Source organism: Streptomyces sp. NPDC048057, from assembly GCF_040653095.1.
GTDB lineage: Bacteria > Actinomycetota > Actinomycetes > Streptomycetales > Streptomycetaceae > Streptomyces.
In genome coordinates this window covers 34,520-49,942 of record NZ_JBEZNF010000006.1, presented here as the reverse complement: position 1 = coordinate 49,942, position 15,423 = coordinate 34,520, and the positions used below count along the sequence as shown (strand labels likewise).

15 protein-coding genes are annotated in these 15,423 nt (G+C 72.8%); 8 read left to right on the top strand and 7 right to left on the bottom strand.

Annotated elements, in window-relative coordinates; translation table 11 throughout:
- Window positions 1–32: 32 nt before the first annotated feature.
- On the bottom strand, window positions 33–503 hold the full coding sequence (locus AB0E05_RS08415; protein ID WP_361960675.1) for a ferritin-like domain-containing protein: 471 nt from the start codon (window positions 501–503) through the stop codon (window positions 33–35).
- Window positions 500–1,027, bottom strand: coding sequence for a hypothetical protein (locus tag AB0E05_RS08410; protein ID WP_361960673.1), 528 nt, complete (start codon window positions 1,025–1,027; stop codon window positions 500–502). Before AB0E05_RS08410 ends, AB0E05_RS08415 begins: the two co-directional genes overlap by 4 nt.
- Window positions 1,028–1,212: 185 nt before the next feature.
- On the opposite strand from AB0E05_RS08410, the gene rimP reads away from it, so the two are divergent.
- The 8 genes from rimP to AB0E05_RS08370 all read left to right on the top strand — a co-directional run bounded on the left by rimP (window position 1,213) and on the right by AB0E05_RS08370 (window position 9,390).
- Complete coding sequence (gene rimP, locus AB0E05_RS08405; RefSeq protein WP_361960671.1) at window positions 1,213–1,710, top strand: ribosome maturation factor RimP; 498 nt, start codon at window positions 1,213–1,215, stop codon at window positions 1,708–1,710.
- A 2-nt stretch (window positions 1,711–1,712) separates the two neighbouring features.
- Window positions 1,713–2,729, top strand: a complete 1,017-nt coding sequence (gene nusA / locus AB0E05_RS08400) for a transcription termination factor NusA (RefSeq protein WP_361960669.1) — start codon at window positions 1,713–1,715, stop codon at window positions 2,727–2,729.
- Window positions 2,730–2,890: 161 nt separating this feature from the next.
- On the top strand, window positions 2,891–3,187 hold the full coding sequence (locus tag AB0E05_RS08395; RefSeq protein ID WP_361960667.1) for a YlxR family protein: 297 nt from the start codon (window positions 2,891–2,893) through the stop codon (window positions 3,185–3,187).
- Between the two features lie 147 nt (window positions 3,188–3,334).
- Window positions 3,335–6,421 (top strand): translation initiation factor IF-2, encoded by a 3,087-nt coding sequence (gene infB / locus AB0E05_RS08390; protein ID WP_361960664.1) that lies wholly within the window; start codon window positions 3,335–3,337, stop codon window positions 6,419–6,421.
- Between the two features lie 191 nt (window positions 6,422–6,612).
- Window positions 6,613–6,906: a DUF503 domain-containing protein gene (locus tag AB0E05_RS08385; RefSeq protein ID WP_361960662.1), complete on the top strand. Its 294-nt coding sequence runs from the start codon at window positions 6,613–6,615 to the stop codon at window positions 6,904–6,906.
- A gap of 39 nt (window positions 6,907–6,945) precedes the next feature.
- Window positions 6,946–7,431, top strand: coding sequence for a 30S ribosome-binding factor RbfA (gene rbfA / locus AB0E05_RS08380; protein ID WP_361960660.1), 486 nt, complete (start codon window positions 6,946–6,948; stop codon window positions 7,429–7,431).
- A complete protein-coding gene (gene truB / locus AB0E05_RS08375) occupies window positions 7,428–8,327 on the top strand; it encodes a tRNA pseudouridine(55) synthase TruB (RefSeq protein WP_361960658.1) in 900 nt (299 codons plus the stop codon). Before rbfA ends, truB begins: the two co-directional genes overlap by 4 nt.
- A 118-nt stretch (window positions 8,328–8,445) precedes the next feature.
- Complete coding sequence (locus AB0E05_RS08370) at window positions 8,446–9,390, top strand: bifunctional riboflavin kinase/FAD synthetase (protein WP_361960656.1); 945 nt, start codon at window positions 8,446–8,448, stop codon at window positions 9,388–9,390.
- Window positions 9,391–9,491: 101 nt separating this feature from the next.
- Here the strand turns inward: AB0E05_RS08370 and AB0E05_RS08365 are convergent, their stop codons facing one another.
- From AB0E05_RS08365 to AB0E05_RS08345, 5 genes are read right to left on the bottom strand one after another with little or no spacing between them, the layout of a single operon-like run.
- Window positions 9,492–10,478 carry an ABC transporter ATP-binding protein gene (locus AB0E05_RS08365; protein ID WP_361961060.1) on the bottom strand — a complete coding sequence of 329 codons (987 nt, stop codon included), beginning with the start codon at window positions 10,476–10,478 and terminating at the stop codon, window positions 9,492–9,494.
- On the bottom strand, window positions 10,448–11,419 hold the full coding sequence (locus tag AB0E05_RS08360; protein WP_361960654.1) for an ABC transporter ATP-binding protein: 972 nt from the start codon (window positions 11,417–11,419) through the stop codon (window positions 10,448–10,450). The genes AB0E05_RS08365 and AB0E05_RS08360 overlap by 31 nt, the downstream gene beginning before the upstream one ends.
- Window positions 11,419–12,306: an ABC transporter permease gene (locus AB0E05_RS08355; RefSeq protein ID WP_361960652.1), complete on the bottom strand. Its 888-nt coding sequence runs from the start codon at window positions 12,304–12,306 to the stop codon at window positions 11,419–11,421. The genes AB0E05_RS08360 and AB0E05_RS08355 overlap by 1 nt, the downstream gene beginning before the upstream one ends.
- Complete coding sequence (locus AB0E05_RS08350) at window positions 12,303–13,382, bottom strand: ABC transporter permease (protein WP_361960650.1); 1,080 nt, start codon at window positions 13,380–13,382, stop codon at window positions 12,303–12,305. The genes AB0E05_RS08355 and AB0E05_RS08350 overlap by 4 nt, the downstream gene beginning before the upstream one ends.
- A 2-nt stretch (window positions 13,383–13,384) precedes the next feature.
- Window positions 13,385–15,244 carry an ABC transporter substrate-binding protein gene (locus AB0E05_RS08345; RefSeq protein WP_361960649.1) on the bottom strand — a complete coding sequence of 620 codons (1,860 nt, stop codon included), beginning with the start codon at window positions 15,242–15,244 and terminating at the stop codon, window positions 13,385–13,387.
- Between the last annotated feature and the right edge of the window lie 179 nt (window positions 15,245–15,423).

Below are 15,423 nucleotides of genomic sequence, written 5' to 3'. Positions count from 1 at the left end.
CGCCGCTTCGCGGACGCGATCACCCCGGGCGGTCAGTCCCGGGTCGCCCGCTCGACGAGCCCAGGAAAGGCTACGCCGCTGCCGCGCCAGCGCACCGCGCGCACGGCGGCCTCCCGCAGCGCCACCGCCGCCTCCTGCCGAAGCCGCCCTTCCGCGGCCCGTACGAGGTCCGAACACGCCCCCGCCACCCGGTCCTCCAGATGCGCCGCCAGCAGCAGGGCAGCGGCGGCGTCGGGCACGGGGAACGGCAGCGCGTACCCGGGCGCGGCGGTCACCGGCGCGCCGCCGAGGTCGCGCGCGGTGCGGGCGAGGGCGTCGCGCCGGGCCCGGTGGGCGCCGTACGCGGCCCGGGCGTCCGCCTCCCGCGCGGCGTCCACCCGCGCCCCGACCACGCCGTAGCCGTACACCGCCGCGTGCTGCGCGGCCAGCGCCGCCTGCACCGCGGCCAGCAGCCCCTCCGTGCCTTCCGTGCCCGCCGCGCCCTTCAGGGGCCGCGGACTCACCGGGCACCGCCGTCGGCGGGCGCCGTCAGCAGGTACGCGTGGGCGGCGCCGGCCGCGGCGACCGAGGCCAGCAGGCGCGCCAGCTCGGGCCGGGCGCCGCCGAGGGCCGCGGTGAGCGCGTCCGAGGTCCGGCGCTCCGCCGCCGCCAGTTCCTTGAGCGCGGCGACGGGCTCGCCGGGGACCGGGTGCGCACCGGCTGCCTTGGCCGTCCCGCCCAGCGCCGAGACGTGCGCGGCGACGGCGGTGCGCAGCGCGGCGAGCCGGGCGGCCAGCGTCGGATGGGCGGCGATCACCGCGTCGTAGTGGTCCCGCAGCGCCCCGCTGGCGGCGGCCAACCGTTTCCGCAAAGCGGCGTCGGCCGCTTCCGCCCCTTCGGGCGCCGCACCCGCGCCCCGCGCGCTGGAGCGCGCGCCCGGCTCGGACCGCTCGCCCGAGCAGCCCGACAACACTCCCGCAGCCGCGGAGCCGGCCACCGCGCCCGTCACCAGGAGGGCCCGTCTTCGTGTCGTTCCGGTGCGCCCCACGGGTGTCTCCCTCGGCCTCTCGGTGATCATCGCCGCAGGCGAGCGTACCCGCGGGTCCCCCTGAGGTGGACGGCAACACCCTGCGGGACCGGATAGGCTGTGGGCTGACGTTGCCCAGGCGTCCGTCTGACACGCGACGAGCACAGCGTTCCCACAACAGCACACGCGGCCGAGGAGTCACCCGGATGAGCACCACCCAGAGCGAGAGGCTGCGCGGGCTGCTGGAGCCGCTCGTGCGCGCCGCGGGACTCGACCTCGAAGAGGTCGAGGTGGGCCGCGCGGGCCGTCGCCGGCAGCTCCGGATCACCGTCGACTCCGACGAGGGCCCCACTCTGGACGCGTGCGCCGAACTGAGTCGTGAGATCTCCCAGAAGCTGGACGAGAGCGACGCCATGGGCGAGGAGGAGTACACCCTCGAAGTCAGCTCGCCCGGCGCCGACCGCCCCCTGACGGAGCACCGCCACTACGTGCGCGCCGCCGGTCGTCTGGTGAAGTTCCACCTGCACGACGGCGGGGAACTCGTCGCCCGGGTGCTCGTTGTCGACGGCGACGGGGTCGACGTCGAGGTGCCCGGGGTCAAGGGTCGCAAGCCCACCGCGCGTCGACTCGCCTTCGACGAGGTCGCGAGGGCCCGCGTGGAGATCGAGTTCAACCGCAAGGACAAGAAGGAAGAGGAGGCGTAGCCGTGGACATCGACGTAAAGCTCCTGAAGGGCTTGGCACAGGAGAAGGAGATCCCCTTCGACCTGCTGGTCGAGGCGATCGAGTCGGCCCTCCTCATCGCGTACCACCGCACCCCGGACAGCCGTCGGCACGCCCGGGTGGTGATCAGCCGGGACACCGGGCACGTGACCGTGTGGGCCAAGGAGGACCCCTCGGACGTGTCGGAGGGCCAGGAGCCCAAGGAGTTCGACGACACCCCCACCGACTTCGGGCGGATCGCGGCGACCACCGCCCGCCAGGTCATCCAGCAGCGGCTGCGGGACGCGGAGAACGACGCCACGCTGGGCGAGTACGCCCGGCGCGAGGGCGACATCGTCTCCGGCCAGGTGCAGCAGGGCAAGGACCCCAAGAACGTCCTGGTCAAGCTGGACGACAAGCTGGAGGCCATCCTGCCCGTCCAGGAGCAGGTGCCCGGCGAGACGTACGACCACGGGCTGCGGCTGCGCACGTACGTCGTCCGGGTGGCCAAGGGGGTGCGCGGCCCGTCCGTGACCCTCTCGCGCACCCATCCGAACCTGGTCAAGAAGCTCTTCGAGCTGGAGGTCCCGGAGATCGCCGACGGCAGCGTCGAGATCGCGGCGATCGCCCGCGAGGCCGGCCACCGCACCAAGATCGCGGTCCGACCCACCCGTCCCGGGCTGAACGCCAAGGGCGCGTGCATCGGCCAGATGGGCGGCCGGGTGCGCAGTGTGATGAGCGAGCTGAACGGCGAGAAGATCGACATCGTCGACTGGTCGGACGACCCGGCCGAGATGGTGGCGAACGCGCTCTCCCCGGCCCGGGTCAGCAAGGTGGAGGTCGTCGACCTCGCCGCGCGTTCGGCCCGGGTGACCGTCCCCGACTACCAGCTCTCGCTGGCGATCGGCAAGGAGGGGCAGAACGCCCGGCTCGCCGCCCGGCTGACCGGCTGGCGCATCGACATCCGCCCGGACACCGAGCAGGTCGAGGGCGAGCGCGAGCCGGGGCAGGCTGCCGACTGACGGCGAACCGACCGCCGGAGGACTACCTTCCGACCTCGGAGCGTCACGGTGCGCGGCGGTTCGCCACGCACCGTGGTCGACGGGGGTAGTCGATCAAGACACATAGCTGTTCGATTTTTGCCCCAAAGGGGTGAGGTCGCTACGGGGAGGTAGACTTAGCCGTGTCTGGCCGGACGCACGTCGGCGTATGCCCTGAACGCACCTGTGTGGGCTGTCGGAGTCGGGCGGCCAAGAGCGATCTGCTGCGCATCGTGAAGGTCGGGGGCGCGTGCGTCCCCGATGATCGCGGTACGCTGCCCGGCCGGGGTGCGTACGTGCACCCCACCGTGGTCTGTCTCGATCTGGCGGTCCGCCGCCGGGCGTTCCCCCGGGCCCTGAGGGCCGAGGGACCGCTCGACACGGCCGCCGTACGGCAGTACGTGCACGAGGCGGAGCGGGCGGCGGAGCAGGATGTGTAAGAAGAAGTACGGCACGGATTCCCGTGCGGTCAGGTACCTCGCGAGTCGGAAGTAGGTCGAGATTGCGATGAGCACTCGATGAGTACGCGATGAGTACGCCCATGAAGTAGCGACGGTCCGGCGGTAACCGGACCTAAAAGGAGCGAAGTGGCTAAGGTCCGGGTATACGAACTCGCCAAGGAGTTCGGCGTGGAGAGCAAGGTCGTCATGGCCAAGCTCCAAGAACTCGGTGAATTCGTCCGTTCGGCGTCCTCGACGATCGAGGCGCCGGTCGTGCGCAAGTTGACTGACGCATTGCAGGGGTCCGGCCAGAGCGCCGGCAAGACCGCTGCCAAGCCCGGCGCGCCCCGCAAGGCAGCGCCGTCCCCCGCCCCCCGTCCGGGTGGGCCCACCCCCGGCGCGCCGACTCCGGCCGCGCCCCGTCCCGCCGCACCCAAGCCCGCCGCGCAGGCTCCCAAGCCCGCCGCGTCCGAGGCGCCGGGCGGCACCTCCGCAAGCGCCCCGGGCCCCCGTCCGGGCCCGCGGCCGACTCCGGCACGGCCCGCTCCCTCGGCGCCCGTCGCCGCGGAGTTCTCCGCCCCGGCGCCGGCCCAGCCGGCCGCCCCGCAGGCGCCGCGTCCGGCCGCTCCCGGCCCGCGCCCCGGCGCCCGTCCGGGTCCGTCCGGCGGTCAGCGCGACGGCGGTCGTGGTGAGCGCGGCGAGCGTGGTGAGCGCCCCGGGCGTCCCGCGCCCGGCCAGGGCGGCCCCCGCCCCGGCGGCAACCGTCCGGCCGGTCCCCGTCCGGGCAACAACCCCTTCACCTCCGGCGGTTCCACCGGCATGGCGCGCCCGCAGGCGCCCCGTCCCGGTGCCCCCCGTCCGGGTGGTCCCGGTGCCGGTGCACCCCGCCCGCAGGGCGGCCCCGGTGGCGCCCCGCGTCCGCAGGGTCAGGGCGGTCCCCGCCCGACGCCCGGCGCGATGCCGCGTCCGCAGGCGCCCCGTGCCGGCGGTGGCCCTGGCGGCGGCCCCGGCGGCAACCGTCCGAACCCGGGCATGATGCCGCAGCGTCCCGCTGCCGGCCCCCGTCCCGGCGGCGGCCCCGGCGGTCGCGGCCCCGGTGCCGGCGGTCGTCCCGGCGGTCCCGGTGGCGGCGGCGGTCGTCCCGGCTTCGCCGGTCGTCCCGGCGGTCCCGGTGGCGGCGGCGGTCGTCCCGGTGGTGGCGGCGGCTTCGGCGGTCGTCCCGGTGGCGGCGGTCCCGGTGGCGGCGGCGGCTTCGGCGGTCGTCCCGGCTTCGGTGGACGCCCCGGCGGCCCCGGTGGCCGCGGTGGCACGCAGGGCGCCTTCGGCCGCCCCGGCGGCCCGGCCCGTCGCGGTCGCAAGTCGAAGCGGCAGCGGCGCCAGGAGTACGAGGCCATGCAGGCCCCGTCGGTCGGCGGCGTGATGCTGCCCCGCGGCGGCGGCGAGACCATTCGCCTGTCGCGCGGTGCCTCCCTCACCGACTTCGCGGAGAAGATCAACGCCAACCCGGCGTCCCTGGTCGCGGTCATGATGAACCTCGGCGAGATGGTCACGGCGACGCAGTCCGTCTCCGACGAGACGCTCCAGCTGCTCGGCGGCGAGATGAACTACACCGTTCAGATCGTCAGCCCGGAGGAGGAGGACCGGGAGCTCCTGGAGTCCTTCGACATCGAGTTCGGCGAGGACGAGGGCGGCGACGAGGCCCTGGTCTCCCGTCCGCCGGTGGTCACCGTCATGGGTCACGTCGACCACGGAAAGACCCGTCTGCTCGACGCCATCCGCAAGACGAACGTCGTCGCGGGCGAGGCCGGTGGCATCACCCAGCACATCGGTGCCTACCAGGTCGCGACCGAGGTCAACGGCGACGAGCGCAGGATCACCTTCATCGACACCCCCGGTCACGAGGCGTTCACCGCCATGCGTGCCCGTGGTGCCAAGTCGACCGACATCGCGATCCTCGTGGTGGCGGCCAACGACGGTGTGATGCCCCAGACGATCGAAGCGCTGAACCACGCCAAGGCGGCCGACGTGCCGATCGTGGTGGCGGTCAACAAGATCGACGTCGAGGGCGCCGACCCGACCAAGGTCCGCGGTCAGCTGACCGAGTTCGGTCTGGTGGCCGAGGAGTACGGCGGCGACACCATGTTCGTCGACATCTCCGCCAAGCAGGGTCTGAACATCGACTCCCTGCTGGAGGCCGTGGTCCTCACCGCGGACGCCTCGCTCGACCTGCGGGCCAACCCGGAGCAGGACGCCCAGGGCATCGCGATCGAGGCCCACCTCGACCGCGGGCGCGGCGCCGTCGCCACCGTCCTGGTCCAGCGCGGCACCCTGCGCGTCGGCGACACGATGGTCGCCGGCGACGCCTACGGTCGCGTCCGGGCCATGCTCGACGACAAGGGCGAGAACGTGGAGGAGGCCGGTCCTTCGACCCCGGTCCTCGTCCTCGGCCTCACCAACGTCCCGGGCGCCGGCGACAACTTCCTCGTCGTCGACGAGGACCGCACGGCCCGCCAGATCGCCGAGAAGCGCGCCGCCCGCGAGCGGAACGCCGCGTTCGCCAAGCGCACCCGCCGGGTGTCGCTGGAGGACCTGGACAAGGTGCTCAAGGCCGGCCTCGTGCAGGACCTCAACATCATCATCAAGGGTGACGCGTCCGGTTCGGTGGAGGCCCTGGAGTCCTCGCTGCTCCAGCTGGACGTCGGCGAAGAGGTCGACATCCGCGTCCTCCACCGTGGTGTGGGTGCGGTCACCGAGTCGGACATCGACCTGGCGATGGGCTCCGACGCCATCGTCATCGGCTTCAACGTCCGTGCGGCCGGCCGTGCCGCGCAGATGGCGGAGCGCGAGGGCGTCGACGTCCGGTACTACTCGGTGATCTACCAGGCCATCGAGGAGATCGAGGCGGCCCTCAAGGGCATGCTCAAGCCGGAGTACGAAGAGGTCGAGCTGGGCACGGCGGAGATCCGCGAGGTCTTCCGCTCGTCCAAGCTGGGCAACATCGCGGGTGTTCTCATCCGCTCCGGCGAGGTCAAGCGGAACACCAAGGCCCGCCTCCTGCGGGACGGCAAGGTCATCGCGGAGAACCTCAACATCGAGGGCCTGCGCCGCTTCAAGGACGACGTCACCGAGATCCGCGAAGGCTTCGAGGGCGGTATCAACCTCGGAAACTTCAACGACATCAAGATCGACGACGTCATCGCGACCTACGAGATGCGCGAGAAGCCGCGCGTCTGACGCGCGGACGTGGGTACCGGCCGGCCGTACGCCGGCCGGTACCCACCGCACGTGCATCCGGTCGGCCGGGGCGGGTCTGCGGAGGGAATTTCCGTCGATCCGCCCCGGCCGTCGCGTGTACGGTTCTGCTGTTCTGCCGAACACCGGCAGACGCACCTGAACCCGAACCGGCGGGACATCCGGATGCATCCATGTATGTGGGCACCCTCTCCTTCGACCTGCTCCTCGGCGACGTACGGTCGTTGAAGGAGAAGCGTTCCGTGGTCCGCCCGATCGTCGCCGAGCTCCAACGGAAATTCGTGGTGAGCGCGGCGGAGACCGGTGAGCAGGACCTCTACCGCAGGGCCGAGATCGGCCTGGCCGTGGTGTCCGGTGACGCGGGACACCTCAGGGACGTGCTCGACCGGTGCGAACGCTTCGTCGCCGGCCGGCCGGAGGTGGAGCTGCTGTCCGTTCGACGCAGGTTCCACAGTGACGAAGACTGAAGCGATGGCAAGGCAAGCAGGTAAGAAGGAGAAGAACCAGTGGCCGACAACGCGCGGGCGAGGAAGCTGGCCGACCTCATCAGGGAAGTGGTCGCCGAGAAGCTACAGCGTGGCATCAAGGACCCGCGGCTCGGCTCCCACGTGACCATCACCGACACCCGGGTCACCGGGGACCTGCGGGAGGCCACGGTCTTCTACACGGTCTACGGGGACGACGAGGACCGGGCCAACGCCGCCGCCGGACTGCAGAGCGCCAAGGGCGTGCTGCGCAGCGCCGTCGGGGCCGCGGCCGGCACCAAGTTCACCCCGACCCTGAGCTTCGTGCCGGACGCGCTCCCGGAGAACGCCCGGACCATCGAGGACCTGCTGGACCGGGCCCGGGCCTCCGACGCCCGCGCTCGCGAGGCGTCCTCCGGCGCCGCGTACGCGGCCGGGGCCGACCCGTACCGCAAGCCCGAAGACGCCGACGGCGGGGACTCCGACGAAGCGTCTTCCGCCAAGGGTGAGGACAGCACCTCCGGATGACCCAGCACACCCCTGTGCCCGACGGCCTCGTCATCGTCGACAAGCCGTCGGGCTTCACTTCGCACGACGTCGTCGCCAAGATGCGCGGCATCGCCCGGACCCGCCGGGTGGGCCACGCGGGGACCCTCGACCCCATGGCCACCGGAGTGCTCGTGCTCGGCGTCGAGCGGGCCACCAAGCTGCTGGGCCACCTCGCGCTCACGGAGAAGGAGTACCTCGGCACCGTACGCCTCGGTCAGTCGACCGTGACGGACGACGCCGAGGGCGAGGTCACGTCCTCCGCGGACGCCTCCGGGATCGCCCGCGAGGCGGTCGACGCCGGCGTGGCCGCCCTCACCGGCGCCATCATGCAGGTGCCGTCGAAGGTCAGCGCCATCAAGATCGACGGCAAGCGCTCCTACGCCCGGGTGCGCGGCGGCGAGGACTTCGAGATCCCGGCCCGTCCCGTCACGGTCTCCTCCTTCCGCGTCTACGACGTGCGGGAGGCGGTCGCCGACGACGGCACCCCGGTCCTCGACCTCGTCGTCTCCGTCGTCTGCTCCTCGGGCACGTACATCCGCGCCCTGGCCCGGGACCTCGGCGCCGGGCTCGGCGTCGGCGGCCACCTCACGGCGCTGCGGCGCACCCGGGTGGGTCCCTACGGCCTCGACGCGGCGCGCACCCTGGACCAGCTCCAGCAGGAACTGACCGTGATGCCCGTCGCCCAGGCCGCTGCGGCGGCGTTCGAGCGCTGGGACGTGGACGAGCGCCGGGCGCGGCTGCTCACCAACGGCGTACGCCTCGACATGCCGTCCTTCGACCGGTCGCCCGTCGCCGTCTTCGGCCCCGGCGACCGACTGCTGGCGCTCGTCGAGGAACACAAGGGCAAGGCCAAGAGCCTCGTCGTCTTCGCCTGACCCGCCGGCCCACACCCGCAGGTCACGGGCCGATGCGTATCGGCGGGCGTGGGCATGGCAGTCTTAGAGCTGCGAATACTGGTCGGGAACACATGAAGTTCGGCGAGGAGCGGTCACAGTGCAGCGCTGGCGCGGCTTGGAGGACATCCCCCAGGACTGGGGACGCAGCGTCGTCACCATCGGCTCCTACGACGGGGTGCACCGGGGTCACCAGCTGATCATCGGGCGGGCGGTGGAGCGGGCGCGCGAGCTGTCCGTGCCGTCCGTCGTGGTCACCTTCGACCCCCACCCGAGCGAAGTGGTGCGCCCCGGCAGCCATCCGCCGCTGCTCGCGCCGCACCACCGCCGGGCGGAGCTGATGGCCGAACTGGGCGTCGACGCGGTGCTCATCCTGCCCTTCACCGCGGAGTTCTCGAAGCTCTCGCCGGCGGACTTCATCGTGAAGGTCCTCGTCGACAAGTTGCACGCCCGTGCCGTCGTGGAGGGGCCGAACTTCCGCTTCGGCCACAAGGCCGCGGGCGACGTGGCGTACCTGGCGGAGCTGGGGGCCACGTACGACTACGACGTGGAGGTGATCGACCTGCACGTCAGCGGCGATGCCGGCGGCGGGGAGCCGTTCTCCTCCACGCTGGCGCGCCGGCTGGTCGCGGCCGGTGACGTCGAGGGCGCGGGCGAGATCCTGGGCCGCCCCCACCGGGTGGAGGGCGTCGTGGTGCGCGGTGCGCAGCGCGGGCGCGAGTTGGGCTTCCCCACGGCGAACGTGGAGACCCTGCCGCACACCGCGGTCCCCGCGGACGGGGTGTACGCGGGCTGGCTGACCGCGGCCGGCGAGCGCATGCCGGCGGCGATCTCCGTCGGGACGAACCCGCAGTTCGACGGGACCGCCCGCAGCGTCGAGGCGTATGCGATCGACCGGGTCGACCTCGATCTGTACGGGCTGCACGTGGCCGTGGAGTTCCTGGCGTACGTCCGTCCCATGCTGAAGTTCGCCTCGGTCGAGGACCTGCTGGACGCGATGGCGCAGGACGTCAAGAAGTGCCGTGAGCTGACCGCCGCGCCGTAGCTTGTGTGCGGGTGGACGACCTGCCGTTTCCCTGCGGAAGCGTTGGTCTCTGCGGACGCCGTAGCACAGCTCGCCGCACGGCGGGAGCGCGTCTGCCGAGGCTACAGGTGGCAGGCCACGTCCGCGCCGGGGAGCAGGCGCGGGTCCCGGGTGCGGCAGGCGGACGCCACGCCCGCCCGTTCCGCCTCGCCCGACGCCAGAGCCGGGCAGCGCAGGTGGAAGCGGCAGCCGGCGGGGATGCGCGTCGGGTCGGGCGGCTCGCCCGTCAGCACCGTGGGTGGTGTCGGGGAGTCCGGGAGCACCGACACCAGCGCCCGGGTGTACGGGTGGCGGGGCGCGGTCAGGACCGTGTCGACCGGGCCCTCCTCCACGATGCGCCCCAGGTACATCACCGCGACCCGGTCCGCGATGTTCCAGGCGAGCCCCAGGTCGTGGGTGACGACGAGGGCGGAGAGCCCCAGGTCGTCCCGCAGTCGCAGCAGCAGCGCCAGGATCTCCCCGCGCACGGACGCGTCCAGCGAGGCGACGGGCTCGTCCGCGACGATCAGCTCCGGGTCCAGCACGAGCGCGCCCGCGATGACGACGCGTTGGCGCTGGCCGCCCGAGAGTTCATGCGGGTAGCGCAGGAAGAACCGTTCCGGCGGACGCAGCCCGGCGCGGGCCAGGGCCCGGCCGACCGCCGCGCGCTCGTCGCCGCGGTGGCCGTGGATGCGCAGGCCCTCGGCGACCGCGTCGTACACGGTGTGCCGCGGGTTGAGGGAGCCGCTGGGGTCCTGGAGGACGAGTTGCACGCGGCGGCGGTACGCGCGCAGGGCGCCGGGGGAGTACTCCAGGGGGCGGCCGGCGAAGCTGACCCGGCCGGACGTGGGCGGCACGAGTCCCAGCAGCGACCTGGCGAGGGTCGTCTTGCCGCAGCCGGACTCGCCGACGAGGGCGACGATCTCGCCCGCCCCGACGGCGAGGTCGACTCCGTCGACGACGCGGGCGGCCGGTCGGCCGCGCCGCGGGGGGAAGGTGACGTGGAGCCCGTCGGCGTGGAGCAGGGGAGCGGACGTGGTCACGCGGGGCCGCCTTTCGCATGGACACAGGCCGCCCGGTGGTCGACGGCACCGGTCAGCGCCGGGTCCTCGGTCACGCAGCCGGGCAGCGACACGGGACAGCGCGGGTGGAACGTACAACCGGGAGGCAGCGCGGCGGGGTCCGGCGGGTCCCCGGGCAGTCCGCGCGGCGCCCGGCGCGAGGCGGGGTCCCCGACGCGGGGGAACGCGGCGGCCAGCGCCTGGCCGTAGGGGTGGCGGGCCGCGCTGTGGACCGCGCCCGACGGGCCCTCCTCGACGACGCGGCCGGCGTACATCACCGCCAGCCGGTCGCAGGTCTCGGCGAGCACGGCCAGGTCGTGGCTGATCATCAGCAGGCCGATGTCCTGGTCGGCGACGAGTTGTTCGACCAGGCGCAGGATCTGCGCCTGGATCATCACGTCGAGCGCGGTGGTCGGCTCGTCGGCGACGATCAACTCGGGGTCGCAGGCGAGCGCCATGGCGATCATCACGCGTTGGCGCTGACCGCCGGAGAGCTCGTGCGGATACGCGCGGGCGCGCGCCGCCGGCAGCCCCACCTGGCGCAGCAGTTCCCCGACGCGTTCCCGGGCCTTCGCCGGGGTGGCCCGCTGGTGCAGCAGGATCGGTTCCGCGATCTGGTCGCCGACGCGGTGCACGGCGTTCAGGGAGTGCATCGCGCCCTGGAAGACCAGGGACGCCCCCGCCCAGCGCACCGCGCGCAGCCGGCCCCAGCGCATGGTGAGCACGTCCTCGCCGTCGAGCAGGATCCGGCCGGTGATCCGGGCCGACGGGGGCAGCAGCCGCAGCAGGGCCAGCGCGAGGGTCGACTTGCCGCACCCCGACTCCCCGGCGACGCCCAGCTTCTGCCCCCGGGCCAGGTCGAGGTCGACACCGCGGACGGCCGGCACCGCGTCGGGCCCCGAGCCGTACGTCACGTGCAGATCGCGCACCTGGAGCAGCGGTCGGGTCATCACCGCACCCCCAGCTTCGGGTTGAGGACCCGCTCCACGGCCCGGCCGCAGAGCGTGAACGCCAGCGCCACCAGGGCGATCGCCAGCCCCGGCGGAGCCAGGTACCACCAGTGGCCGGAGGAGACCGCGCCCGCCTCCCGGGCGTCCTGGAGCATGCCGCCCCAGGAGACGACCGAGGGGTCGCCGAGCCCGAGGAAGGCGAGGGTGGCCTCGGTGAGGATGGCGGTGGAGATGCCGAGGGTGGTCTGCGCCAGCACCAGCGGCATCACGTTGGGCATCACGTGCCGGCTCATGACGTGGCGGTGTCCGCCGCCGAGCGCCTGTGCGCGTTCGATGTACGGGCGGGACTCGACCGCGATGGTCTGCGCCCGCACCAGCCGGGCCGTGGTGGGCCAACTGGTCACCCCGATCGCGAGGACCACCGTCCACACGCTGCGGGACAGCACCGTCGCCAGCACGATCGCCAGCACCAGCGCCGGCATCACCAGGAACCAGTCCGTGACCCGCATCAGCACGGTGGAGAACCAGCCGCCGTAGTGGCCCGCGACGATGCCGACCAGGGTGCCGATCGCCACCGACAGGGCTGCCGCCAGCAGCCCCACGGTCAGCGAGATCCGCGCCCCCCACACGAGCAGCCCCAGCAGGGAGCGGCCGAACTGGTCCGTACCCAGCGGGAACTCGGCGCTCGGCGACTCCAGCGGCCCGCCCGGCGCCCGGGTCACGCTCCGTACGTCACCGTCGACCAGCAGCGGCGCCGCGAGCGCGACCAGGGCGATCAGCCCCAGCACGCCGAGGCCGAACAGCCCGGCCCGATGGGAGCGGTAAGCGCGCCAGAAGCGGCTCGCCGACGCCCGGCGGCGGGCCCAGGACAGGGATGCGGTGCTCATCGCGCCACCCGGGGGTCGAGCAGCGGATACACCAGGTCGGCCAGGAGGTTCATCACGATCATGGCTCCCGCGAAGACGACGAACAGCCCTTGCACCAGCGGTAGGTCCGGGACGCTGAGCGCCTGGTAGAACAGCCCGCCGAGCCCGGGCCAGGAGAAGACGGTCTCCACCAGGATCGATCCGGCCGCCACATGGCCCAGATTGATGAAGACCATGGTCACGGTGGGCAGCAGCGCGTTCGGCACCGCATGGCGGCGGCGCACCGCGGCGTCCCGCAGCCCCTTCGCCCGCGCCGTCGTCAGGTAGTCCCCGCCCATCTCGTCGAGCAGCGAGGCCCGCATCACCAGCAGCGTCTGCGCGTATCCGACCGCGACCAGGGTCAGCACCGGCAGCACCATGTGGTGGGCCACGTCCAGCACGTACGCCAGCCCCGTCTCGTCACCGGACTCCATGCCGCCGGTCGGGAACAGTCCGGGGACCGGGCCGATGCCCACGGAGAAGGTGATGATCAGCAGCAGCCCCAGCCAGAAGGACGGCACCGACCACAGGGTGAGCGCCAGCCCGGTGTTCACCCTGTCGCCGAGCCCGCCGTGCCGCCACGCCGAGCGGGTGCCCAGCCAGAGCCCGAGCGCCGAGTAGAGCACCACGGCCACCCCGGTCAGCAGCAGCGTCGCCGGCACCTTCTCGGCGATCAGCTCCCCGACGGGCGCCCGGAACTGGTACGACGTACCGAAGTCACCGGTGAGCGCCGCCGCGCAGTAGTCCGTGAACTGCCGCCACAGCGGCTGGTCGAGCCCGAACTGTCGACGCAGCTCCGCCAACTGCTCGGCCGATGTCGGCCGGCCGTGCGTCATGGTCTTCACCGGATCGCCCGGGACGATCCGGAACAGGAAGAAGCTGGTCACCAGGACCGCGAGCAGGGAGACCAGCGCCCCGCCCACCTTCTGCGCCGTGTAGGGCAGGTACGCGCGGACCGTCGGGCCGGCGCCGCGCCGCTCCCGTGCGGCGACCGGCTCCCGCGGGGCGGCTTCGGCCGGCGGCGGGGGCGACGACGTCGATGGCGAGGTGGAGGTCATGGCTATTCACGGTCTTCCACGGTGGCGCGACGCCGTACCGCGACCAGTCCGGCGACCGCGGCGACCAGCACCGCGAGGGCACCGGCCCCGATCGCCAGCGCGGTCCGGGAGCCGTCGTCCGAGCCGCCGTCGCCGGATCCGTCGGCGGGGACCGCCGACCACCAGCTCCAGTAGCCGTCCTGGCCCCAGATGTTCCCCGCGGCCTCGGGCATCGTCGTGATGGACGAGATCTGGTCGGTACGGTACGCCTCGACCGCGTTCGGATACGCGAGGACGTTCATGTAGCCCGTGTCGTACAGCCGGGACTGGAGCTGCTTCACCAGATCGGCCCGCTTCGCCGGGTCGTACTCCGCGCTCTGGCGGGCGTACAGCTCGTCGAACTGCCGGTCGCAGATGAAGTTGTCCGTCGAACCGGTGTCCGCGGGGGTCGCGGGCAGCGCCGCGCAGGTGTGGATGGACAGCACGAGGTCCGGGTCCGGGCTGACGGACCAGCCGTCGAAGGCGAGGTCGTAGTCGCCCTTGAGCCAGGGGTCGGAGACGTTGTCGAGGCAGTCGATCCGCAGCCCGATGCCGAGCGCGCCCCACCACTCCTGGAGGTACTTGCCGACCGCCTTGTCGTTGGGGTCGGTGGCGTGGCACAGGATCCTGAAGGACAGCGGACGGCCGTCCTTGCCGAGCCGCTTGCCCCCGCGGGCCTTGCGGTACCCCGCGCCGTCCAGCAGGGCCGCCGCCTTCGCGGGGTCGTAGTCGATCCGCTGCGCCGCGGAGGGCCGCCAGAAGTACGGGCCGAAGCGCGGCGGCAGATAGCCCTGGCCCTCCACGGCGTGCCCGCGGAAGACCCGCTCGACGAGGGTCCTGCGGTCCGTGGCGTGGAAGAGGGCCTTGCGCACGGCCGGGTCGAGGAGCGCCGGGTGGCCGTTGCCGAAGGTCTTGCCGTCCCGGGAACGGGCGCCCGGGTTGGTGGCGAGGGCGAAGAACCGACGGCCGGGGGCGTCGTTCACCGCGACGTCCGGCGCGCTCTTGAGGGAGGCGGCCTGGGCGGGGGTGAGGCCCTGGACGAAGGACACCTCGCCCTTGCGCAGCGCGGCGACGGCCGCGTCACCGTCCTTGTAGTACTTGAGCAGCAGCTCGTCGACCTTCGGCGCACCGCGCCAGAAGTTCTTGTTCGCCTTCAGCCGGATGTACCGGTCGACCTTGAAGTCCGTGATGACGAAGGGGCCGTTGCCGACGAGGGGGAACCGCTCGTCGTTGTTGAAGGCCGAGAAGTCGTCGACCCCCTCCCAGACGTGCTTGGGCAGGATCGGGACGTCCAGGGCGGTCATCGTGGCCTGGGGCTTCTTCAGCTCGATGACCAAGGTGGTCGGGTCGGGCGCGGTCACCTTGCGGAAGTTGGCGGTGAAGGCGCCGTTCGCGGTAGCCGCCTTGGGGTCCGACATCATCGTGTTGAAGGTCCAGGCGGCGTCCTCGGCGGTCGCGGGCCGGCCGTCGGACCAGCGGGAGTCACCGCGGACGGTGAAGGTCCAGGTCAGCTTGGAGGGGGAGGCGCTCCACGCGGTGGCGAAGCCCGGGACGGTCCGGGCGTCCTTCACGTCGTAATTCGTCAGGTACTCGTAGGCCAGTCGATGGACGCTGGTGGAGACCAGGCGCTGGGCCAGGAAGGGGCTGAGGGAGTCCACGCTCTGCGACACCGCGATGGTGAGCACCTTCGGGGCGCGGTCCGCGGACCGGGCCTGGGCGGCCGGGGGCACTGCGGCCAGCAGCGCGCCGACGGTGCATAAGGCCAGCAGGGAGCGGGTGCCGGTGCGGGTCGAGAGCCGTGGGGCGGGTGGTGCCGTTGGGGACGACGGGACCTTGATGACCATGGGCATGACCTCGCGTCAGCGCTCACGGGGAGCGGGCGGGCTGATGGGAGCAGTGGCCAACGGGTGGAGCGTGGTTGTACCAGCGGTGGTCCAGTCCCGTCAACGGCAGATTGACACCCCGGCTGGTCTGCGAGAACACACCGAGGGCCCGCACCGTCGTCGCGGTGCGGGCCCTCATT

Coding starts and splice junctions, on each gene's coding strand:
- rimP (WP_361960671.1), top strand. CDS start 1,213: ATGAGCACCACCCAGAGCGAGAGGCTGCGCGGGCTGCTGGAGCCGCTC.
- AB0E05_RS08385 (WP_361960662.1), top strand. CDS start 6,613: ATGTATGTGGGCACCCTCTCCTTCGACCTGCTCCTCGGCGACGTACGG.
- truB (WP_361960658.1), top strand. CDS start 7,428: ATGACCCAGCACACCCCTGTGCCCGACGGCCTCGTCATCGTCGACAAG.
- AB0E05_RS08360 (WP_361960654.1), bottom strand. CDS start 11,419: ATGACCCGACCGCTGCTCCAGGTGCGCGATCTGCACGTGACGTACGGC.
- AB0E05_RS08355 (WP_361960652.1), bottom strand. CDS start 12,306: ATGAGCACCGCATCCCTGTCCTGGGCCCGCCGCCGGGCGTCGGCGAGC.
- AB0E05_RS08350 (WP_361960650.1), bottom strand. CDS start 13,382: ATGACCTCCACCTCGCCATCGACGTCGTCGCCCCCGCCGCCGGCCGAA.
- AB0E05_RS08345 (WP_361960649.1), bottom strand. CDS start 15,244: ATGGTCATCAAGGTCCCGTCGTCCCCAACGGCACCACCCGCCCCACGG.